General features: G+C 53.0%; 18 protein-coding genes. All 18 read right to left on the minus strand.

The window, feature by feature from the left end; all coding sequences use genetic code 11:
• Positions 1 to 42: 42 nt before the first annotated feature.
• Positions 43 to 300, minus strand: a complete 258-nt coding sequence (gene atpC / locus JOD55_RS08420; RefSeq protein WP_204399551.1) for an ATP synthase F1 subunit epsilon — start codon at positions 298 to 300, stop codon at positions 43 to 45.
• Positions 300 to 1,760 carry a F0F1 ATP synthase subunit beta gene (atpD, locus tag JOD55_RS08425; RefSeq protein ID WP_204399552.1) on the minus strand — a complete coding sequence of 487 codons (1,461 nt, stop codon included), beginning with the start codon at positions 1,758 to 1,760 and terminating at the stop codon, positions 300 to 302. Before atpD ends, atpC begins: the two co-directional genes overlap by 1 nt.
• A gap of 46 nt (positions 1,761 to 1,806) precedes the next feature.
• Positions 1,807 to 2,700: a F0F1 ATP synthase subunit gamma gene (locus JOD55_RS08430; protein WP_204399553.1), complete on the minus strand. Its 894-nt coding sequence runs from the start codon at positions 2,698 to 2,700 to the stop codon at positions 1,807 to 1,809.
• A gap of 2 nt (positions 2,701 to 2,702) precedes the next feature.
• Entirely contained in the window at positions 2,703 to 4,328 is a 1,626-nt protein-coding gene (atpA, locus tag JOD55_RS08435) for a F0F1 ATP synthase subunit alpha (protein ID WP_204399554.1), read from the minus strand.
• 48 nt (positions 4,329 to 4,376) lie between these two features.
• The gene (locus JOD55_RS08440) at positions 4,377 to 5,189 is read right to left on the minus strand and encodes a F0F1 ATP synthase subunit delta (RefSeq protein ID WP_204399555.1); all 813 of its coding nucleotides are present in this window, start codon (positions 5,187 to 5,189) and stop codon (positions 4,377 to 4,379) included.
• Positions 5,189 to 5,752, minus strand: coding sequence for a F0F1 ATP synthase subunit B (locus JOD55_RS08445; RefSeq protein ID WP_204399556.1), 564 nt, complete (start codon positions 5,750 to 5,752; stop codon positions 5,189 to 5,191). The genes JOD55_RS08440 and JOD55_RS08445 overlap by 1 nt, the downstream gene beginning before the upstream one ends.
• A gap of 5 nt (positions 5,753 to 5,757) precedes the next feature.
• The gene (atpE, locus tag JOD55_RS08450; protein ID WP_131281461.1) at positions 5,758 to 5,967 is read right to left on the minus strand and encodes an ATP synthase F0 subunit C; all 210 of its coding nucleotides are present in this window, start codon (positions 5,965 to 5,967) and stop codon (positions 5,758 to 5,760) included.
• A 26-nt stretch (positions 5,968 to 5,993) separates the two neighbouring features.
• A complete protein-coding gene (atpB, locus tag JOD55_RS08455) occupies positions 5,994 to 6,815 on the minus strand; it encodes a F0F1 ATP synthase subunit A (RefSeq protein ID WP_204399557.1) in 822 nt (273 codons plus the stop codon).
• Positions 6,816 to 6,954: 139 nt separating this feature from the next.
• On the minus strand, positions 6,955 to 7,452 hold the full coding sequence (locus JOD55_RS08460) for a hypothetical protein (RefSeq protein WP_204399558.1): 498 nt from the start codon (positions 7,450 to 7,452) through the stop codon (positions 6,955 to 6,957).
• Between the two features lie 9 nt (positions 7,453 to 7,461).
• Positions 7,462 to 8,682: an MraY family glycosyltransferase gene (locus JOD55_RS08465; RefSeq protein WP_204399559.1), complete on the minus strand. Its 1,221-nt coding sequence runs from the start codon at positions 8,680 to 8,682 to the stop codon at positions 7,462 to 7,464.
• A complete protein-coding gene (locus JOD55_RS08470) occupies positions 8,679 to 9,329 on the minus strand; it encodes an L-threonylcarbamoyladenylate synthase (RefSeq protein ID WP_204399560.1) in 651 nt (216 codons plus the stop codon). The genes JOD55_RS08465 and JOD55_RS08470 overlap by 4 nt, the downstream gene beginning before the upstream one ends.
• 115 nt (positions 9,330 to 9,444) lie before the next feature.
• Complete coding sequence (locus JOD55_RS08475) at positions 9,445 to 10,380, minus strand: N5-glutamine methyltransferase family protein (RefSeq protein ID WP_204399561.1); 936 nt, start codon at positions 10,378 to 10,380, stop codon at positions 9,445 to 9,447.
• 4 nt (positions 10,381 to 10,384) lie between these two features.
• Positions 10,385 to 11,485, minus strand: coding sequence for a peptide chain release factor 1 (gene prfA, locus JOD55_RS08480; protein ID WP_204399562.1), 1,101 nt, complete (start codon positions 11,483 to 11,485; stop codon positions 10,385 to 10,387).
• Between the two features lie 113 nt (positions 11,486 to 11,598).
• Positions 11,599 to 11,811 carry a 50S ribosomal protein L31 gene (gene rpmE / locus JOD55_RS08485; protein ID WP_204399563.1) on the minus strand — a complete coding sequence of 71 codons (213 nt, stop codon included), beginning with the start codon at positions 11,809 to 11,811 and terminating at the stop codon, positions 11,599 to 11,601.
• Between the two features lie 190 nt (positions 11,812 to 12,001).
• Positions 12,002 to 13,747, minus strand: a complete 1,746-nt coding sequence (rho, locus tag JOD55_RS08490; RefSeq protein WP_338022240.1) for a transcription termination factor Rho — start codon at positions 13,745 to 13,747, stop codon at positions 12,002 to 12,004.
• A 324-nt stretch (positions 13,748 to 14,071) separates the two neighbouring features.
• Positions 14,072 to 14,977 (minus strand): homoserine kinase, encoded by a 906-nt coding sequence (gene thrB, locus JOD55_RS08495; protein ID WP_204399565.1) that lies wholly within the window; start codon positions 14,975 to 14,977, stop codon positions 14,072 to 14,074.
• Positions 14,978 to 15,007: 30 nt separating this feature from the next.
• Positions 15,008 to 16,108 carry a threonine synthase gene (gene thrC / locus JOD55_RS08500; protein ID WP_204399566.1) on the minus strand — a complete coding sequence of 367 codons (1,101 nt, stop codon included), beginning with the start codon at positions 16,106 to 16,108 and terminating at the stop codon, positions 15,008 to 15,010.
• On the minus strand, positions 16,108 to 17,460 hold the full coding sequence (locus JOD55_RS08505) for a homoserine dehydrogenase (protein WP_204399567.1): 1,353 nt from the start codon (positions 17,458 to 17,460) through the stop codon (positions 16,108 to 16,110). The genes thrC and JOD55_RS08505 overlap by 1 nt, the downstream gene beginning before the upstream one ends.
• Between the last annotated feature and the right edge of the window lie 11 nt (positions 17,461 to 17,471).

The following is a 17,471-nucleotide window of genomic DNA, read 5'->3' on the forward strand; positions in this document are numbered from 1 at the left end:
AATACTCTCGAGTAAGTACAGCTAGATCAGGTTAAGTTCACACTAGCTGTCAGCATTGCGCTGAAACTCTACCACAACCATGACCTCGTCAGAATCAACGGTCACGAATCCGCGGCTCGTCAAGAGTTCGCGCTTCTCACCCGAAACGAGAGTAAACCGAACGCTTCCTGGCTCAAGTACTGCCAGCAACGGCGTGTGGCCGGGAAGAATTCCCAACTCACCGTCCGCTGCCGGAACCACAACGTCCGTTACTTCGCCCTCAAAGAGAACGCCGGACTTTGCCACAACTTGCAGTTTCATCAGCGAGTTTCCTGCTGAATCTTGTGCCAAGCCTTCTCAATATCATCAATGCCGCCGATATTGAAGAATGCCTGCTCAGGAACGTGATCGTACTCGCCGTCACAAATACGACGGAACGCTTCCACTGTTTCGGCGATCGGCACAGTCGAGCCCTCCACGCCAGTAAACTTCACTGCTGTGTAGGTGTTCTGCGAGAGATACTGCTCGATACGACGAGCGCGCGCCACGGTAACCTTGTCCTCTTCGGAAAGTTCGTCCACGCCCAGAATCGAGATGATGTCTTGAAGTTCCTTGTTCTTCTGCAGAATCTGCTTCACGCGCGTTGCCGTCTCGTAATGGTCTTTACCAACGTACTGTGGATCAAGAATACGTGAAGACGACGCGAGCGGATCCACAGCTGGGTACAGACCACGCGAGGCGATATCACGCGAAAGTTCGGTGGTTGCGTCCAAGTGTGCGAACGTCGTCGCTGGTGCCGGATCGGTGTAATCGTCCGCCGGAACGTAAATAGCCTGCAGCGAGGTAATGGAGTGACCGCGCGTGGATGTAATGCGCTCTTGGAGGGCGCCCATCTCGTCGGCAAGCGTCGGCTGGTAGCCCACCGCAGATGGCATACGTCCAAGCAGCGTCGATACTTCAGAACCAGCCTGCGTGAATCGGAAGATATTGTCGATGAACAACAATACGTCCTGATTCTGCACGTCGCGGAAGTACTCAGCCATCGTCAGACCCGAAAGGGCAATACGCAAACGCACCCCTGGCGGTTCGTCCATCTGGCCGAACACAAGCGCAGTTTTCTCGAGCACGCCTGCATCTTCCATCTCGCGAATAAGATCGTTGCCTTCACGGGTGCGCTCACCCACGCCAGCAAATACCGACACACCGCCGTGATCTTGAGCAACTCGCTGAATCATCTCTTGGATCAGCACCGTTTTTCCAACGCCTGCACCGCCGAACAGACCGATCTTTCCACCCTGCACATATGGGGTGAGCAGGTCGATCACCTTGATGCCAGTCTCGAACATCTTGGTTTCCGGCTCAAGTTCATCAAAATGAGGAGCCTTGCGGTGAATAGGCCAGCGCTCGGTGACTTCGAGCTTCTCACCCTCTTCGAGGTTCAAACACTCACCAATAACGTTGAACACATGACCTTTGGTTACGTCTCCCACTGGCACCGTGATTGGAGCGCCAGTGTCTACCACTGTTGCACCGCGCACCAAACCATCAGTTGGCTTCATCGCGATAGCGCGGATGATATTGTTGCCAAGATGCTGAGCAACTTCCAAGGTCATCGAGTATTTCGACTCGGACTCCCCCTGGCCAGTTAGGTCAATTTCAGTGGTGAGAGCATTGTTGATCTCAGGTAATGCATCCGGTGGAAACTCGATGTCCACAACGGCGCCAACAACCTGTACCACGCGCCCGGTGGAGACTTTCTGTGTTTCTTCTACAGCGGTCATTGTTTCTTCCTTTTTGTTTCCCGGCAACCGGGCTAGATTGACGGGACTACTTACCCAGCGCGTCAGCGCCCGAAATAATCTCAGTAATTTCTGTTGTAATTTCTGCCTGACGAGCATTATTTGCAAGTCGGGTGTACTTTTCGATGAGTTCTTTAGCGTTGTCTGTTGCAGAGTGCATAGCCTGCTGACGAGCGGCAAGTTCCGCCGCAGCGGACATCAGCATCACCGAGTGGATCCGCTGCGTCACATACATCGGAAGCAAGCCATCAAAAACTTCTTGCGCGGACGGTTCGAACTCGTACAGTGGCGCTTGATCCTCAACCACCGCGTCGTCGTCGGCATCAACAACCTCCAACGGAAGCATGCGGCGAATCTGAACCACTTGAGAAACCATTGACACGAACTGAGTCGAAACGAGGTGCAACTCGCTCACACCGCCCTCGTCAGCAGGTGCCAAGAACAGATCGAGGAACGTCTGCGCGATTTCCGCAGAAAGCTCGTCGCTCGGCTTATCAGACTCTCCAGTCCAGGCACGTACCACAGGCACATCGCGGAACCGGTAGTAGGACTCGCCACGCCTTCCAGACACAAAAAGCACAGGTTCTTTACCTTCAGCGCGCAGCTCAGCCATGAGGTTGTCCGCCTCACGCAGCACCGACGACGAATACGCACCGGCCATACCGCGATCCGAAGTCACAACGAACACCATCACCCGATTAGTGTCGGTGCGCTGTGAAACGAGTGGATGATCTGCATGAGCGTGAGCCGCAACAGTAGCAATAGACTTCGTGAGCGCACGCGTATATGGATCCAGACCTAATGCGCGATCACGAGCCTTACCGATTCGAGACGCAGCAATAAGCTCCATTGCGCGGAAGACCTTCTCAAGAGTGGCCGTAGCCTTGATCTTCTGCTTATAAATACGCTGTGTACCTGCCACAATTACCCTCGCTTTGCGCGAACAATCTGCTCTTGGGACTTCTCTACGTCCACATCGAGATCGGCCGGCATCTCAACGTCAACCGTGGTCAGGAATGACTTTTGGAAATCAGCCACTGCGGTACGCAGCGCGTCCTCAGTGTCCGCTTCGAGCTTGCCAGTCTCCGCAATCGTATTGAGAACCGTGGTGTTACGGCGCAGATAGTCCAGCATGCCAGCTTCGAAGTCGTGAACTTTCTCCACCGGAATCTCATCGAGATAACCGTTGGTACCAGCCCAAACCGAAGCCACCTGATCTTCCACTGCATATGGAGTGTACTGTGGCTGCTTGAGCAGCTCCATCAGACGCACACCACGTGCGAGCTGGCGCTGCGTGGCAGCATCCAGATCGGAGGCGAACATCGCGAATGCGGCCTGAGCACGGTACTGCGCCAAAGTGATCTTGAGCGTACCGGCAACTTTCTTCATCGCCTTGATCTGCGCGTCGCCACCCACGCGGGACACCGAGATGCCCACGTCCACCGCTGGACGCTGATTGGAGTTGAACAGATCAGACTGCAAGAAGATCTGGCCGTCGGTGATCGAAATGACGTTGGTCGGAATATAGGCCGAAACGTCGTTCGCTTTGGTTTCGATGATAGGTAGGCCGGTCATCGAGCCAGCGCCGTATTCGTCGGAAAGCTTCGCACAACGCTCTAGCAAGCGGGAGTGTAAGTAGAACACGTCGCCTGGATAAGCTTCACGCCCTGGCGGACGACGAAGCAGGAGTGAGACCGCACGATATGCTTCTGCCTGCTTGGACAGATCGTCAAAGATGATGAGCACGTGTTTGCCCTGGTACATCCAATGCTGACCAATAGCAGAACCAGTGTACGGCGCGAGGTACTTATAACCAGCTGAATCGGAAGCTGGGGATGCCACGATGGTGGTGTACTCCAATGCACCGGCACGCTCGAGCGTTGCGCGCACGGAAGCAATTGTTGAACCCTTTTGACCGATAGCAACGTAAATGCAGCGAACCTGCTTATTCGGATCGCCAGAATCCCAGTTTGCTTTCTGGTTGAGGATCGTGTCGATAGCGAGCGCCGTCTTGCCCGTCTTACGATCGCCAATGATGAGCTGGCGCTGGCCACGACCAACTGGAATCATAGCGTCGATTGCTTTAATACCAGTTTGGAGTGGCTCGTGCACTGATTTACGCATCATGACGCCGGGTGCCTGCAGTTCGAGCGCGCGGCGTTCTTCAATACCAGTGATCTCGCCAAGTCCGTCGATAGGCTCGCCGAGCGGATCAACCACGCGACCCAAGTAGCCTTCGCCGACTGGAACTGAGAGCACCTCACCTGTGCGGCGCACTTCCATTCCCTCTTCAATCTGAGAGAAATCGCCGAGCACAACCACACCGATTTCGCGCTCTTCTAGGTTCATCGCCAAACCTAGCGTTCCATCTTCAAATTTCAACAGCTCATTTGCCATTGCACCTGGCAGTCCCTCAACACGGGCAATGCCATCGGCCGTGAGAGTTACATGACCAACCTCTTCGCTGGCAGCCTTAGCGGGCTCGTATGAGCTCACAAAGGAATCCAGCGCAGCCCGGATTTCCTCCGGCTGGATGGTAAGTTCAGCCATTCATCTTCCTTCGCTCGAAGCGGTTTTCACCGCAAGAATTATTAAACGTCATTTACTGAAAACTTCTTTGACATCCGCAATGCGGCTTGCCAAAGTACCGTCAATGAGGTCGTCTCCGATATGGATTCGTAACCCACCAACAATCGTTGGATCAAGTGCGATATGCAACTTGACGTCTTGGTTGTAGTAGCGGCACAAGATCGAGCGCAATCGCTCTTCCTGTTCAGTGCTGAGCGGAATTGCCGCCGTCACCGACGCTACCAAGTGCTTGCCACGTTCAGAAGCTTGGTCAATGTACCGAGCAATCACTGCGGTCAACGAGAACTGCTTCGTATGAGCCACCGCACGGACGAGCAGTGCCAATGTATAGGGATTAACTCGGGCAAAGACCTTGCGAATCAGCTGCGCACGCGCCGCAACCGAATGTTGAGTTGAATTGAGCGTAAGTCGCAATTCGCGCTCTTGCTTCAAGGTCCGCAGGCACTGGTAGAGCTCTTCTTCCGTCTTGCTTAAGAGATCTTCTTTTTCGGCGCTGGCCAGCAGCGTTTGAATACCGATACTTTCCAAAGCAAGGAGGAGGTCGCCGTCTTGCGCCCAACGCTCACGCACCAAGCCTTTGAGGAGGTCTAGTACTTGTGAAGAGACTTTTCCGTGAAAAAGTCTCTCAGCAAGCCCGATCCTATCCTCAATATCACGCGAAGCATCCTCAAGTGCAGCCAGCACCGAAGGATTTTCTTGCATGACGTCGGCTAGGTTAAAAATCTCCTCACCGAAATCCACAGTGCTTGTTTGTTGCTCTCGTAGCAGGGCGTCCCAAGCTTCTGTAATCCGTGCAAGAGCTGCTTCACTTTTCGACCGCATTAGGCCTCCTTGTGATGTGTAGGCTCTGGGGCGAGGAGTGAGGTCTCGAGTTCATCGAGAAAACGATCCACTACTCGCGATGCCAACGCTGAATCCGTCACTGCTTCACCAATGATTCGACCTGCGAGTTCAGTAGCAAGCGCACCCACATGTGCCTGCAGTTCACGCGATGCTGCCTGAGTATCTGCGTCAATACGCTGATGAGCAGAGTCCACCAGCGTCGCTGCTTCATGCTTGGCTTTCGCCTGTGCTTCTGTGACGATCGATTTGGCGTTGTCTTGCGCCCGCTCCCGAATTTCGGCAGCTTCACGATGCGCCTGTGCAACCTCATTCTGAAGTCCGACACGTTCCGCAGCGATTTCTTCACGTGCAATTTCAGCAGCTTGAAGACCTTTTTCAATCTTTTCAGTACGCTCATCGAGCGTAGCGGTGAATGAAGGCCACGCGAATTTGTAAACGGCAAGAGCAACGACGACGAAAGCTAACGTTCCCCAGATCAAGTCTGGCAATGCGGGCACAAGCGGATTGCTTGCCCCTGATGCGATAATCGTCGATTCAAGCATAAATATCACGCAGCAAAAACGAATCCAGCAACGAAGCCAAGCAGACCAAGTGCTTCGGCAAATGCGATCGAAAGGAACATGTTAACGCGCAAGTATCCCTTGAGCTCTGGCTGACGTGCCGTTGCTTCCTGGTTCTTTGCACCAATGAGTCCAATACCAATTCCTGGGCCTAGCGCTGCAAGACCATAACCGATGGTGGCGATGTTACCAATCATGTGGTTCTTTCCTTTTGTTCAGAATCTCAGTGTTCTGAGATCGATAGTGAAATGTAGACGGCAGCTAGCATGGCAAAGATATATGCCTGTAGCGCGCCGACGAATAGCTCGAAGACGACGAAAATGACGCCACCGAGAAGCGTGAGAGTGCCGAGTCCGATTCCCATTGAACCCGACAGTGTGAAGTAGAGGTAGTGCGTTCCCAAGAAACACAACACCAAAATGAAGTGGCCTGCGATCATATTCGCAAGCAAACGAACAGTTAGCGTAACTGGACGCAGAATAAAAGTGGAGAGGAATTCGAGCGGAACCATCAGGACGTAAAGCGGCTTAGGCACACCTGGCGGAATGAGCTGATTCTTAAAGAATTTAGCTCCTTGTACACGCACACCGGCTACGATAAATCCGATATAAGCCACTAAAGCAAAAATTAATGGCATACCTACGAGTGAGGTACCAGCGATCTGCAGCCCTGGAATCACGCCGGTAAGGTTCATAAAGAGGATACCCAAGAACAGCGTAGCCAAGAGCGGCTGGAAACGTTTTGCGTCTGCTTCTCCCAAAATCTCATGCCCAATCTGCACGCGGGAAAAATCGAGCAGAGATTCCATTGCACCTTGTGCACGCCCTGGCACTAGTTTGGCGCGCCGCGAGTAGAGAATGAGCAGCAGTGCGAGTAACGCTACCGCGATAAGTCGCACCATGAGAATACGGTTTATTTCAAAAGGTGTACCCACGAATAGGAATGGCGCCGGATTGAATTCATGGTCGAGCGTTGGAGGTTCAAAGCCACCATCATTGGAAGCAACAAATACCGGTAATGTGGCAAGACTTAATAGCAAATTCACTATCCAGGTATTCCTATCTTGACAAAGTTAGTGCACACAAGCTGCAAGAAATTGGCATTTCACACGAAACAACTCGCGATAACACTTTACCGTAGTTTTCACTATTGTTCCAAGGCAGTACGGAAATTAGTCCTATGTTTTAGCGATTCGTGATCAAGCTATCTTTCGCTGCGTTCGACCCCATTTCCAGCGGCGGACCGGGTTGCCCCATAACCACCGCTGCACTCACTATCAATGAGATCACAATCCCACACGCAAAACCTGTGAGCATATGCCCAAACTGTATGATTTCAAGGTTTTTCGCCGCAAATACTAGCAAAAGTAGTACCAGTAGTTTCATGAGAAATAGGAATGTGGTGGCCACTCCTTGAAATTTCATTTCTTGGCGCGCGATATGCACGTAAAACGCCCACGACAAAAGATTCGACGCAGCTACCGCGATTATTGAGATCGCAAAGCTGAAAGCCGCAGTTTTTGCTACCCCAAATAAGGGCAAAAGTCCCGCAAGCGCCGCAAGTACCACGAGTCCGCCGAGAACCACACAGTTCCATTTCATCGCCGCAGCAATAATCTGATCTGCACTCTTTCGCTCCCCTGCGATAAAAACACGCCGACGACGTCGCATCCGCAGTCCCATTCACTCACCTCACTGCCGCGATGGGGTCGCGTCCACATGCGCAACATCTACAGGTTCTGCATCTGGCTGCTGACCTATGACCGGCTCAGATACGGATTTCGACCGGCGACTGCGCAACCTCTTTGACAGCACGCGTCGGGGACGGCGCGGCGTCGTGAGCTGACGAGCAGTGATGACGACGCAAACGCAGATCGCCAAAAAGACTGCTGGAAGAATACCTGGGTGCGGGTATATCACGTAAGTGACGGCGGAAAATGAAGCCACCGCCGTCCACATATAAAGCACCAACACAGCTGCTCGATGCGAATGTCCGCGACGCAAGAGACGGTGATGCAAGTGCCCGGCGTCAGCCTCGAAGGGCGATTTTCCTTGGCGGAGTCGTCTAAATACCGCCCAGACCATGTCCACCAGAGGAATAACCAAAATGAGCGCTGGCACCAAAATTGGCATATAGGCTGGAATAGCAGTGCGGCTATTGACGTACGAGGGATCAATCTGACCCGTAACCAAGATACTTGCACCAGCGATTACCGCACCGAGCGTCAGCGCGCCCGAATCTCCCATGAAAATGCGTGCCTGATGAAAATTATGAGGCAAAAAGCCGATGCAAATACCTACCAGACCAGCCACAACAGCTGTAGCAACGGAGGTGTAATCACCGGGAGACGAGGCGCGAGTCAAGTAGTAGGCGTACCCAAAAAAGGCCAAAGCGGCAATGCCAACCACTCCGGCGGCCAAACCATCAAGACCATCGATGAAGTTCACCGCATTTGATACCATCACCACCACGATAATGGTCACAAAGAGCGTCAGTTTTTGAGAGCCAATCGTCAGCCCAAAAAACGGCACCGAAATAAGTTGTACGCCATACCACGCCATCGTGCCTGCAGCGAGAATTTCCCCAGCCAGTTTCGCATACCAGCGCAATTCCCAAATATCGTCAATCACGCCAATAACGCACATCGTACCCGCACCGAGCAAGATACCCCAGGCGCCAGAATTGGCACTAAACACATCTTTCAAATAGGGAATCTGCGCTGCTAGTACGAATGAAACCACTAAGCCCACGTACATTGCCACACCGCCCAAGCGAGCGATCGGCACTTCATGTACGTCTCTGCCACGAATTTTCGTGATGGCGCCAGTCGCGAGAGCCGTGTGGAGCACTAATGGCACCAGCAAATAGGTGACGACTGCCGCCATCACCATAATGAGGAGGTAAACTCTCACTGCAGCACCTGCACATTCGCAATGGACTCAATAAGGCTTGGGTCAATGGCACCAGCGCGTATCAACTGTACCTCTCGCGGATTATCAGGCGAGAACTTGACGATAGTAGATGGTACGCCACCGCCCGCTTCGCCGGCATCGAGATAGACGCCAACGGCGTCCCCTAGCTGTTCGCAGGCTTGCGTGATATTGACGGCAGGTGGTTGACCAGTTTTATTCGCGCTGGTTACAGCCAAAGGTCCAGCGCGATCGAGAAGATCCAGCGCGATGGGGTTATCTGGCATTCGCAAAGCTACCGTGCCATTAGTTTCTCCCAAATCCCAACCGATGTCTGCCCGCGCAGGCAGAATAATGGTCAATGCGCCTGGCCAGAGTTCATCCATCAGCCGCAGCGCTTCATCGCTCACCCACGCAGTTAACGTCTGAGCTTGTTGCGCATCATGAACTAGTACTGGCGGCGGCATCTGACGCGTACGTGACTTCGCCGCGAGAAGTGCTGTAACGGCGTCGGCATTAAAAGGATCCGCACCGATGCCATAAACCGTGTCGGTAGGCAAACACACTACTTGACCAGCACGTACAATACGCAATGCCGCTTCAATGCCCTCTTGGTAAGCCGTCTGGTCTGTACAGTCAAAGATTTCCATGTTGCTTTTGCCTCCGCGTTTTCCCATGAACATTCTAGCCAGAAAGTCGAGCTGCTTATCGACGTTCCGCTACAGTTTCGCTAAATTGCCTCAGATGTGACGCGTTCATATTCCCTCATTTTCGCGCCCATAACCACCGATCCGCCCCAGTGTAATCAGCGCCCGTGTGCGCCTGCGCAAAATACTGCCCAGCCACTTCCCGCAATGCCGCACCCTGTTCATCAGCGTGTTCCATGACCAACAAGCCCCCCGGCTTGAGAATTTTCGCTGCGTGGGCAATCAAAGCTGTGGGAAACTCCAGGCCGTCGTCGCCACCCCCAAACAGTGCCATATGTGGATCGGCGAGCACTTCGGGGGCGAGCTTGTGATAGCGCGGCACATAAGGCGGATTAGACACCACGACGTCGAAATATTCTGCGACGAACTCATGTTCTGTGCAAGCAACCGGAGTTTCACCCAGATCTAACTGCGATTCTTGAGTATTTTCGCACGCAGGCAACGCAGCCGGGCTCGTTTCGATTCCGAAATTGAGCGCGTCGGCATTGATCAGCTCAACTTTGTTGCCATAGGCGGCATTATTGCGCTGCACAGATTCAAAAGCTTCTGGGCTCAACTCCACAGCTGTGACCCGACTGCGCGGAACTTCGGTCGCAATCGAAATGGCAATCGCGCCCGATCCGGTACACAAATCCACAATTCTTGGATTCGCCACGCCGTTTTTAATGAGTCGATTTGCTTCGTCTATCGCGGCCTGTGCCACGAGTTCGGTTTCGGGGCGAGTGATAAAGACGCCGGGGCGAGATTCGAGTTCGAGGTACCGGAACCACATTTTGCCAAGGATATGCTGCAAAGGCTCGCGTTTAGCCCGACGTCGAACCCCGGCTTCGAATAAAACCTCCATGCGCGCAGGTATCGGCTCCGATGCCAGAGGCACGCGGCCTAAACAGTGCTCGGCTAGAGAGCGCGCGTCATATTCGGGACTTGGCACGCCGGCGTCGCGCAAGTGTTTGATAGCCCGAGATAGTGCTTCGTGCCAGCTCGTTGTGGCCATAAAATCACTGCTCAGTGGCGTTTTGAAGTCGGTCGGCTTCGTCCATATCACGCAAAGAATTGATCACTGCTTGGAGATCGCCGTTGAGCACAGCGTCCAAATTGTGCGCTTTATAGCCAGTGCGGTGATCAGATATGCGGTTTTCTGGGAAATTGTATGTGCGTACGCGCTCGGAACGGTCTACCGTACGCACTTGGGAACGTCGCGCATCTGCTTCTGCGGCAGCTTGCTCGTCGAGCTGCTTTTGACGTAGTCGTGCACGCAGCACGCGCATGGCAGATTCACGGTTTTTGATCTGCGATTTTTCATCTTGCATCGAAACGGTGATTCCAGTGGGAAGATGGGTGATGCGCACCGCAGAGTCGGTGGTGTTCACGGACTGCCCACCTGGACCGGACGAGCGGAATACGTCAATACGCAGGTCGTTATCGTTAATTTCGATTTCGCCTGGATCGTCCACCTCGGCAAATACAAGCACGCCCGCAGCGGAAGTGTGAATTCGTCCTTGAGTTTCTGTAACTGGTACTCGCTGTACTCGATGTACGCCGGCTTCAAATTTGAGATGCGACCACACGCCGTCGGCTGGATCTTCTGGAACGGTCTTTGCTTTTACAGCTACTTGCACGTCTTTATATCCACCGAGGTCAGTGGTGGTTGCCGAGAGGATTTGAGTAGCCCAACCTTTGGATTCAGCATAGCGAAGATACATTCTCAATAAATCGCCAGCAAAAAGCGCGGATTCTTCGCCGCCTTCACCAGCCTTTACTTCCAAAATTGCATCACGCAAATCGTCTGGATCACGAGGAATGAGGGCATCGCGTAGTTCATCGGCGGCCAGCTGAGCTGCTTCTTCGAGGCGTGGCAGCTCTGCGGCGAATAATTCGCCGTCTTCCCCGCCCATTTCAACAATCTCACGAGTCTCTTCGAGATCTTGCTCAGCCTGCTCCCACTTCTTGAAGCGGGTTACTACTCGCCCAAGCTCCGCATAGCGCCGACCGAGGGAACGCAGTTTATCTGGGTTTGCCAAAACCTCCGGTGAGGACATCTGCGCTTCGATGTCTTTGTGTTCGGCGACCATTGCGACCGCTGCCGGAAATCTCTCCATAATAGTTCTCATCCCTCAATATTTACTGTGCTTAGCTGGGCACATACCAGATTTTACTGTGCCAAAATAGCGCGAACGCCGGTACCCACGAGTACCGGCGTTCGAAAGACTAGCTACTTGGCGCGCTTGCCGAAACGTGCTTCGAAGCGTGCAACGCGTCCGCCGGTGTCCAGAATCTTCTGCTTACCGGTGTAGAACGGATGGCATGCTGAGCATACGTCAACGCGCAGCTCCCCGCCCTCAACGGTGGAACGGGTTTCGAATTCGTTGCCGCAGGTGCAGCTAACACGAATGGTTTCGTATGTAGGGTGGATTCCCTGCTTCATTTTTACTCCTTGGATCGTTTAACGCCCTGGGTCCACAGCGCGCTTTGCCAATATGAACAGGCACAAGCTTGCCGAAGCTGCGAAGTGGTGAACCAGAAGCCGACGCTATATTAAAACACTTTTCAGCGCAGTTGCGCCACCGACGTGAGCAAGTGCTCATTTGTAGGGCACATCCGCACCTCGCTCAGCATCACTCTGCGTTGTTCTGCATTCCACGCACGATAGAAACCAAGAATTCCTTGTTGGATTCCGTCTTGCGCAAACGGTTAAGCAAGTAGTCCGAAGCTTCCTGCACGTCAAGCGTGCCCAATGCGCGGCGAAGATGCCATACGATCTGCAATTCTTCATTGCTAAACAGCTGTTCTTCACGGCGGGTACCAGAAGCATTAACATCAACAGCAGGGAAAATACGGCGATCTGCCAATTGACGAGACAGACGCAGCTCCATATTTCCAGTGCCTTTGAATTCTTCGAAGATCACTTCATCCATCTTCGATCCGGTTTCTACCAGAGCCGATGCAATGATCGTCAGCGATCCACCATTTTCGATATTGCGCGCAGCACCGAAGAACTTCTTTGGTGGATAGAGAGCCGCAGCGTCCACACCACCAGAGAGAATGCGTCCAGACGCCGGAGCAGCCAAGTTGTAGGCACGCGAAAGGCGAGTGAGGGAGTCGAGGAGGATGACGACGTCTTGCCCGAGTTCGACGAGACGCTTAGCACGCTCAACTGCAAGTTCAGCCACAATCGTGTGGTCAGTTGCTGGGCGGTCAAAGGTTGATGCAATCACTTCGCCCTTGACCAGACGCTGCATATCCGTCACTTCTTCTGGGCGTTCATCAACGAGCACAACCATAAGATGGACATTTGGATCATTCTTGGCAATTGCCATAGCTAGCTGCTGCATCACAACAGTCTTGCCAGCCTTAGGCGGAGATACGATCAAGCCACGCTGACCTTTACCGATAGGCGCAACCAAATCAACGATACGCGTAGTAAGCGCATTTTGAGTGGTTTCCATCCGCAACATATCTTGTGGATATAGCGGCGTGAGCTTGTTAAACTCTGGGCGCTTCGCACTTTCTTCCGGTGAAAGTCCGTTAATCGCCGTCACCTCAACCAGTGGGTTGTACTTGTGTTGGCGCTGACCACGGCGCACATTACCCTCAGTCACCGAACGTACAGCACCAGCAACTGCATCACCTCGGCGCAGACCGTACTTCTTAATGATCTGTTGCGAGACGTATGCATCGTTCTTACCAGGCAAGTAACCACCAGTGCGCAGATAGGAATTAGTGCCAGAAATATCGAGAATTCCGGCCACTGGAATCAGCACTTCTTCGTCGCTTACTTCTTCTTCAACTTGGTCTACGTCACCGCGAGAATTGGTGGCGAGAGCATCACGACGATTGCGATTACGAGGATTTTCACGGCGACTGTTGCGAGTGCGCTCGCGACGGTTGCGGTTGCGACGTGGGTTATCGTCGTCGCCCTCAGTATCACGCTGCTGTTGCGCAGCCCGACGTTCAGCTGCCTCGCCGAGCGCTTCCAATGCTGCTTGCTTTTCTTCCACCGAAAGATCTTCTGATTCTCGGTTGATCCGCGCACGCCGTTCTACCCCATCACGATCAGTGTGACGGCTTCGATTCCTAGTGCGTTTTGGAAGGTCCGCTACGATATTTTCTGTGCCTTCGGCAGCTAGCTTTGCCGTCTCGTCACTCTGTTTAGCAGACGTTTCGCTCTTCTTGGAAGGAGCCTGAGCCTTAGACTTGCGCTCTTGCGAGGGTGCAGCGCCTGCTTGAGAAATTGCCGCTACATAGTCAGCTTTACGCGATTTAGGAGGCATTTTAATACCCATTGAAGCTGCAATTTGCTTGAGCTCCGGCAAAAGTTTGCTTGCCAGTGAACCGCTGGTCTTAGTGGAGGTTTCGCTCACGAGGTTCCTTCCCCGGGTACCACTTCGGTACGTTGTTCTTATGATGATTCGTCCTCGGAAAATCACGAGGATAATAAAACTAGACAGTAAAAATAGTTCATGCATAACACAGATGCAATGCTTGAAACCGAGTCGCTGACCCATCGAGCTTATCGAGGAGTTTATCGAGCGACACAGCACATGATCGATTGGTTGAACCAAACAACTGCTGTCTGATAGTCATACTACACGCAAGTAAAACACTTTCGAAATCTTAGACTCTAGATTGTGTGATAGCTCTATGAATCTTGATTTTAGGCGTCTTATATGCGTATTTTATTAGATTTATGCCTGGCCAGGTTCCTCGACGAAATGTGCGCCAGCAACTTGCCGAGAGTTAATAACTCTAAATCCCTGCTCTCCTAAGATTTTCGCCATTGCAGCATCAATGTGCGCAAAGACGAGAATAGTAGGACCTGCACCCGATATTACTGCCGGCCAGTTGGCCGCTCTCAAAGCGTCTAGCAGAGCAGCGCTCTTAGGCATCGAATCTGCCCGATAATGCTGGTGGAGCCTATCGGCTGTGGCCGCAAACAACAACTCTGGACGATGTTCCAAAGCGTGGACTAACAGGCCAGCTCGCGCTGAGTTAAAAACGGCATCCCGATGGGGAACAGCACTCGGAAGCACCGAACGCGCTTGAGAAGTGGGAAGCACATCGTTGGGAACGAGCAAGGACGTTTTAACACTCGGCGCAATATTGAGCTGAGCGGTCGCCAAAGCATCGCCCTCACCCCAAGAGAGCGTCGCTCCACCATATATTGCCGGAGCAGCATTATCTGGATGACCTTCAAATTCGGTAGCAAGCTTGAGCATAGTGGCTTCGTCAAGCATATCAGGCCGATCAATCAATCCCTTGACCAGCATTATTGCTGCTACCACTGCCGCAGCCGATGAACCTAAGCCGCGCCCATGCGGGATCTTATTTCTACACACCAGATCGATACCTGGACTCGGCGCTCCGAGCCGTTCCAACGTCGTCTTCATAGCACGCACGATGAGGTGGTTTTCGTCGCGCGGAAGCGTTTGCGATCCCTCACCGAGGATCACCACCCGCGAAGCCCCAGTCGTTAGCGTTACCGCTACCTCATCCCACAGGTCATGAGCCATTCCCATCGAATCAAAACCTGGACCAAGATTTCCTGAGGTAGCAGGCACACGCACTCGTGCATGGCTATTGATCAAACGCATAGAGCTGAACCTTTCGCAGTAACAACGTCTTCACAATCCTAGGGCATTCACCGCAGCTTGCACGTGAGGCTCAATCGGTTCGAATGCAAGTTCGCGGTTTCCTAGCGCAGTCGCTGTATCTTTCAATCCATTGCCCGTCACCGTACACACGATTCTCGCACCCTGCGGCACTTTACCAGCTTGACCTGCTTTAATGAGTCCGGCGATGGAGGCAGCTGACGCAGGTTCCACAAAAACGCCCACTTGTGATGCCAAAATCGCCTGAGCATCGAGGATTTCTTCGTCAGTAACTCGATCAATCCAACCATGAGAGTCCTCTTTGGCCGCTTGAGCATAGTCCCACGACGCCGGGTTGCCAATTCGGATTGCAGTTGCGATCGTTTCTGGTTCAGCCACTGGATGTCCAAGCACAAAAGGCGCAGCTCCCCAGGCCTGAATACCCCACATTTGTGGAACTTTAGTGGCAATCGGCTCAAGGGCAAGCGCAGATTTCTCAATCGATGCTGCTGTCAATTTCCCAGCATATTCGTTATATCCCATCCAATACGCCGAAATATTGCCTGCATTTCCAACCGGTAATACATGAATATCGGGAGCATCACCTAAGGCATCCACGATCTCAAAAGCGGCTGTCTTTTGCCCCTGCAAACGGTACGGATTCACCGAATTAACGAGGGCAACTGGATAATTCTGAGTCAATTCTCGAACGATATTGAGGCAATCGTCGAAGTTTCCATCAACCGCTACCAGTTTTGCCCCGTGCACAATTGCTTGCGCGAGCTTTCCTGCCGCAATCTTTCCCGCTGGAAGAATAACCGCACACTCTAAGCCAGCCGCAACTGCATAGGCCGCGGCAGACGCCGAGGTATTCCCGGTGGAAGCGCATGCCACGATTTGCGTATCGCTTTGCTTGACGTGCGAGATCGCCGTCGTCATCCCGCGATCTTTGAACGATCCAGTTGGATTGGCTCCCTCGACCTTAACAAATACCTCAGCAGATACCATATCGCTCAAAGCTTGCGCATACACGAGCGGCGTTCCGCCCTCAAGGAGGGTGACGACGGGATCGCTCGGTTCGAACGGTAGGCGCTCGCGGTATTCCTCAATGAGTCCTCGCCATTGATGTGCCATCAGTTTTCCTCCACCTTCAAGATGCTCACGACGTCGATCACATCGGTCGAATTTTTCAGTTCTTCAATCACAGCATCAATAGCTGCTTGCCGTGCCAAATGCGTAATTATGGTGATGTGAGCGTTTTGCACTGACTCCATTTCCCCAGGTGTAGAACCTTTTACTTGGCTCAGGCCAGTATGAGATCGATTTTGGATCACCGAAGAAATCGAAATTCCCGCAGCGGCAAAACGCTGGGTAAGAGCAGCTAAAACGCCAACTGCGTCGGTCACTTCCAGCTTCATATAATAACGTGAGCTGCTCTCTGCCGCAGATAAAACTGGAAGATTTCCATAAAGCACCTCGCGTGGAGCATGCCCACCAATCACTCGCTTAGCAGCAGCTGCCACAACATCCGAGAGTACTGCCGACGCCGTGGGCGCACCTCCCGCGCCGCGCCCGTAAAACATGAGCTGATCAGCCGATTGTGCCTCAATTAAAACCGCGTTGAATGAGCCGTGAACCGATGCCAGCGGATGATTTTTTGCCACCAAAGTCGGGCTCACTGAGATCTCTATTCCCGCTTCACCACTCTCAGCGCTGTGTCGATGTGCGCGCGCAATCAGCTTGATCACGTAGCCTGCGGCATCTGCAGAAGCAATATCATCTGCACTCACGCTGCGAATGCCCTCAACATGCACATCACCCAAGCTCACACGGGTGTGGAACGCGAGCGAAGCCAAAATTGCAATCTTCGCCCCGGCGTCGTACCCATCCACATCGGCGGACGGATCGGCTTCAGCGAAACCGAGATCCTGTGCAAGTTTAAGCGCCGAATCGAAGTCCATCCCCTGCGTCTTCATAGAATCGAGGATGAAGTTCGTGGTGCCGTTCATGATGCCCATGACCGTATTGACCTGATCGCCTGCTAAAGATTCGCGCAGGCCATAAACCACCGGGACAGCTCCTGCGACGGCTGCTTCATAGTAGAGGTCGACGTCGTTTTGCGCAGCTAGTTCATAAAGTTCCGGGCCGTGAGTGGCAAGGAGCGCCTTATTTCCCGTGACGACGCTCGCGCCGGCGTTGAGGGCCTCGCACACGAAGGTTCGAGTAGGTTCAATGCCGCCGATCAGCTCAATTACCACATCAGCTCGTGAAATAAGCGAAGATGGATCGTCAGTAAGTAAGGAACGATCGATAGCTGGATCGCGCTGAGCTGCGAGATTATTGACTGCAATTCCGATCAGCTCAAGTCGCGCACCTGCGCGCGCCGCCAACAATTCAGATTGCTCATCGAGTAATCGCGCAACTTGTGTGCCAACCGTGCCACAACCTAAAAGTGCAATTTTGATGGTTTTTCCTGCGTGTTCCACTACAACTCCGT

This window comes from Arcanobacterium pluranimalium (assembly GCF_016907845.1).
In the GTDB taxonomy this organism is placed as follows: domain Bacteria; phylum Actinomycetota; class Actinomycetes; order Actinomycetales; family Actinomycetaceae; genus Arcanobacterium_A; species Arcanobacterium_A pluranimalium.

Coding starts and splice junctions, on each gene's coding strand:
- JOD55_RS08440 (WP_204399555.1), bottom strand. CDS start 5,189: ATGCGGTCGAAAAGTGAAGCAGCTCTTGCACGGATTACAGAAGCTTGG.
- atpD (WP_204399552.1), bottom strand. CDS start 1,760: ATGACCGCTGTAGAAGAAACACAGAAAGTCTCCACCGGGCGCGTGGTA.
- prfA (WP_204399562.1), bottom strand. CDS start 11,485: ATGGAGAGATTTCCGGCAGCGGTCGCAATGGTCGCCGAACACAAAGAC.
- JOD55_RS08470 (WP_204399560.1), bottom strand. CDS start 9,329: ATGGAAATCTTTGACTGTACAGACCAGACGGCTTACCAAGAGGGCATT.
- JOD55_RS08460 (WP_204399558.1), bottom strand. CDS start 7,452: ATGGGACTGCGGATGCGACGTCGTCGGCGTGTTTTTATCGCAGGGGAG.
- JOD55_RS08475 (WP_204399561.1), bottom strand. CDS start 10,380: ATGGCCACAACGAGCTGGCACGAAGCACTATCTCGGGCTATCAAACAC.
- thrB (WP_204399565.1), bottom strand. CDS start 14,977: ATGCGTTTGATCAATAGCCATGCACGAGTGCGTGTGCCTGCTACCTCA.
- atpA (WP_204399554.1), bottom strand. CDS start 4,328: ATGGCTGAACTTACCATCCAGCCGGAGGAAATCCGGGCTGCGCTGGAT.
- JOD55_RS08445 (WP_204399556.1), bottom strand. CDS start 5,752: ATGCTTGAATCGACGATTATCGCATCAGGGGCAAGCAATCCGCTTGTG.
- atpC (WP_204399551.1), bottom strand. CDS start 300: ATGAAACTGCAAGTTGTGGCAAAGTCCGGCGTTCTCTTTGAGGGCGAA.
- thrC (WP_204399566.1), bottom strand. CDS start 16,108: ATGGCACATCAATGGCGAGGACTCATTGAGGAATACCGCGAGCGCCTA.
- atpE (WP_131281461.1), bottom strand. CDS start 5,967: ATGATTGGTAACATCGCCACCATCGGTTATGGTCTTGCAGCGCTAGGC.
- rpmE (WP_204399563.1), bottom strand. CDS start 11,811: ATGAAGCAGGGAATCCACCCTACATACGAAACCATTCGTGTTAGCTGC.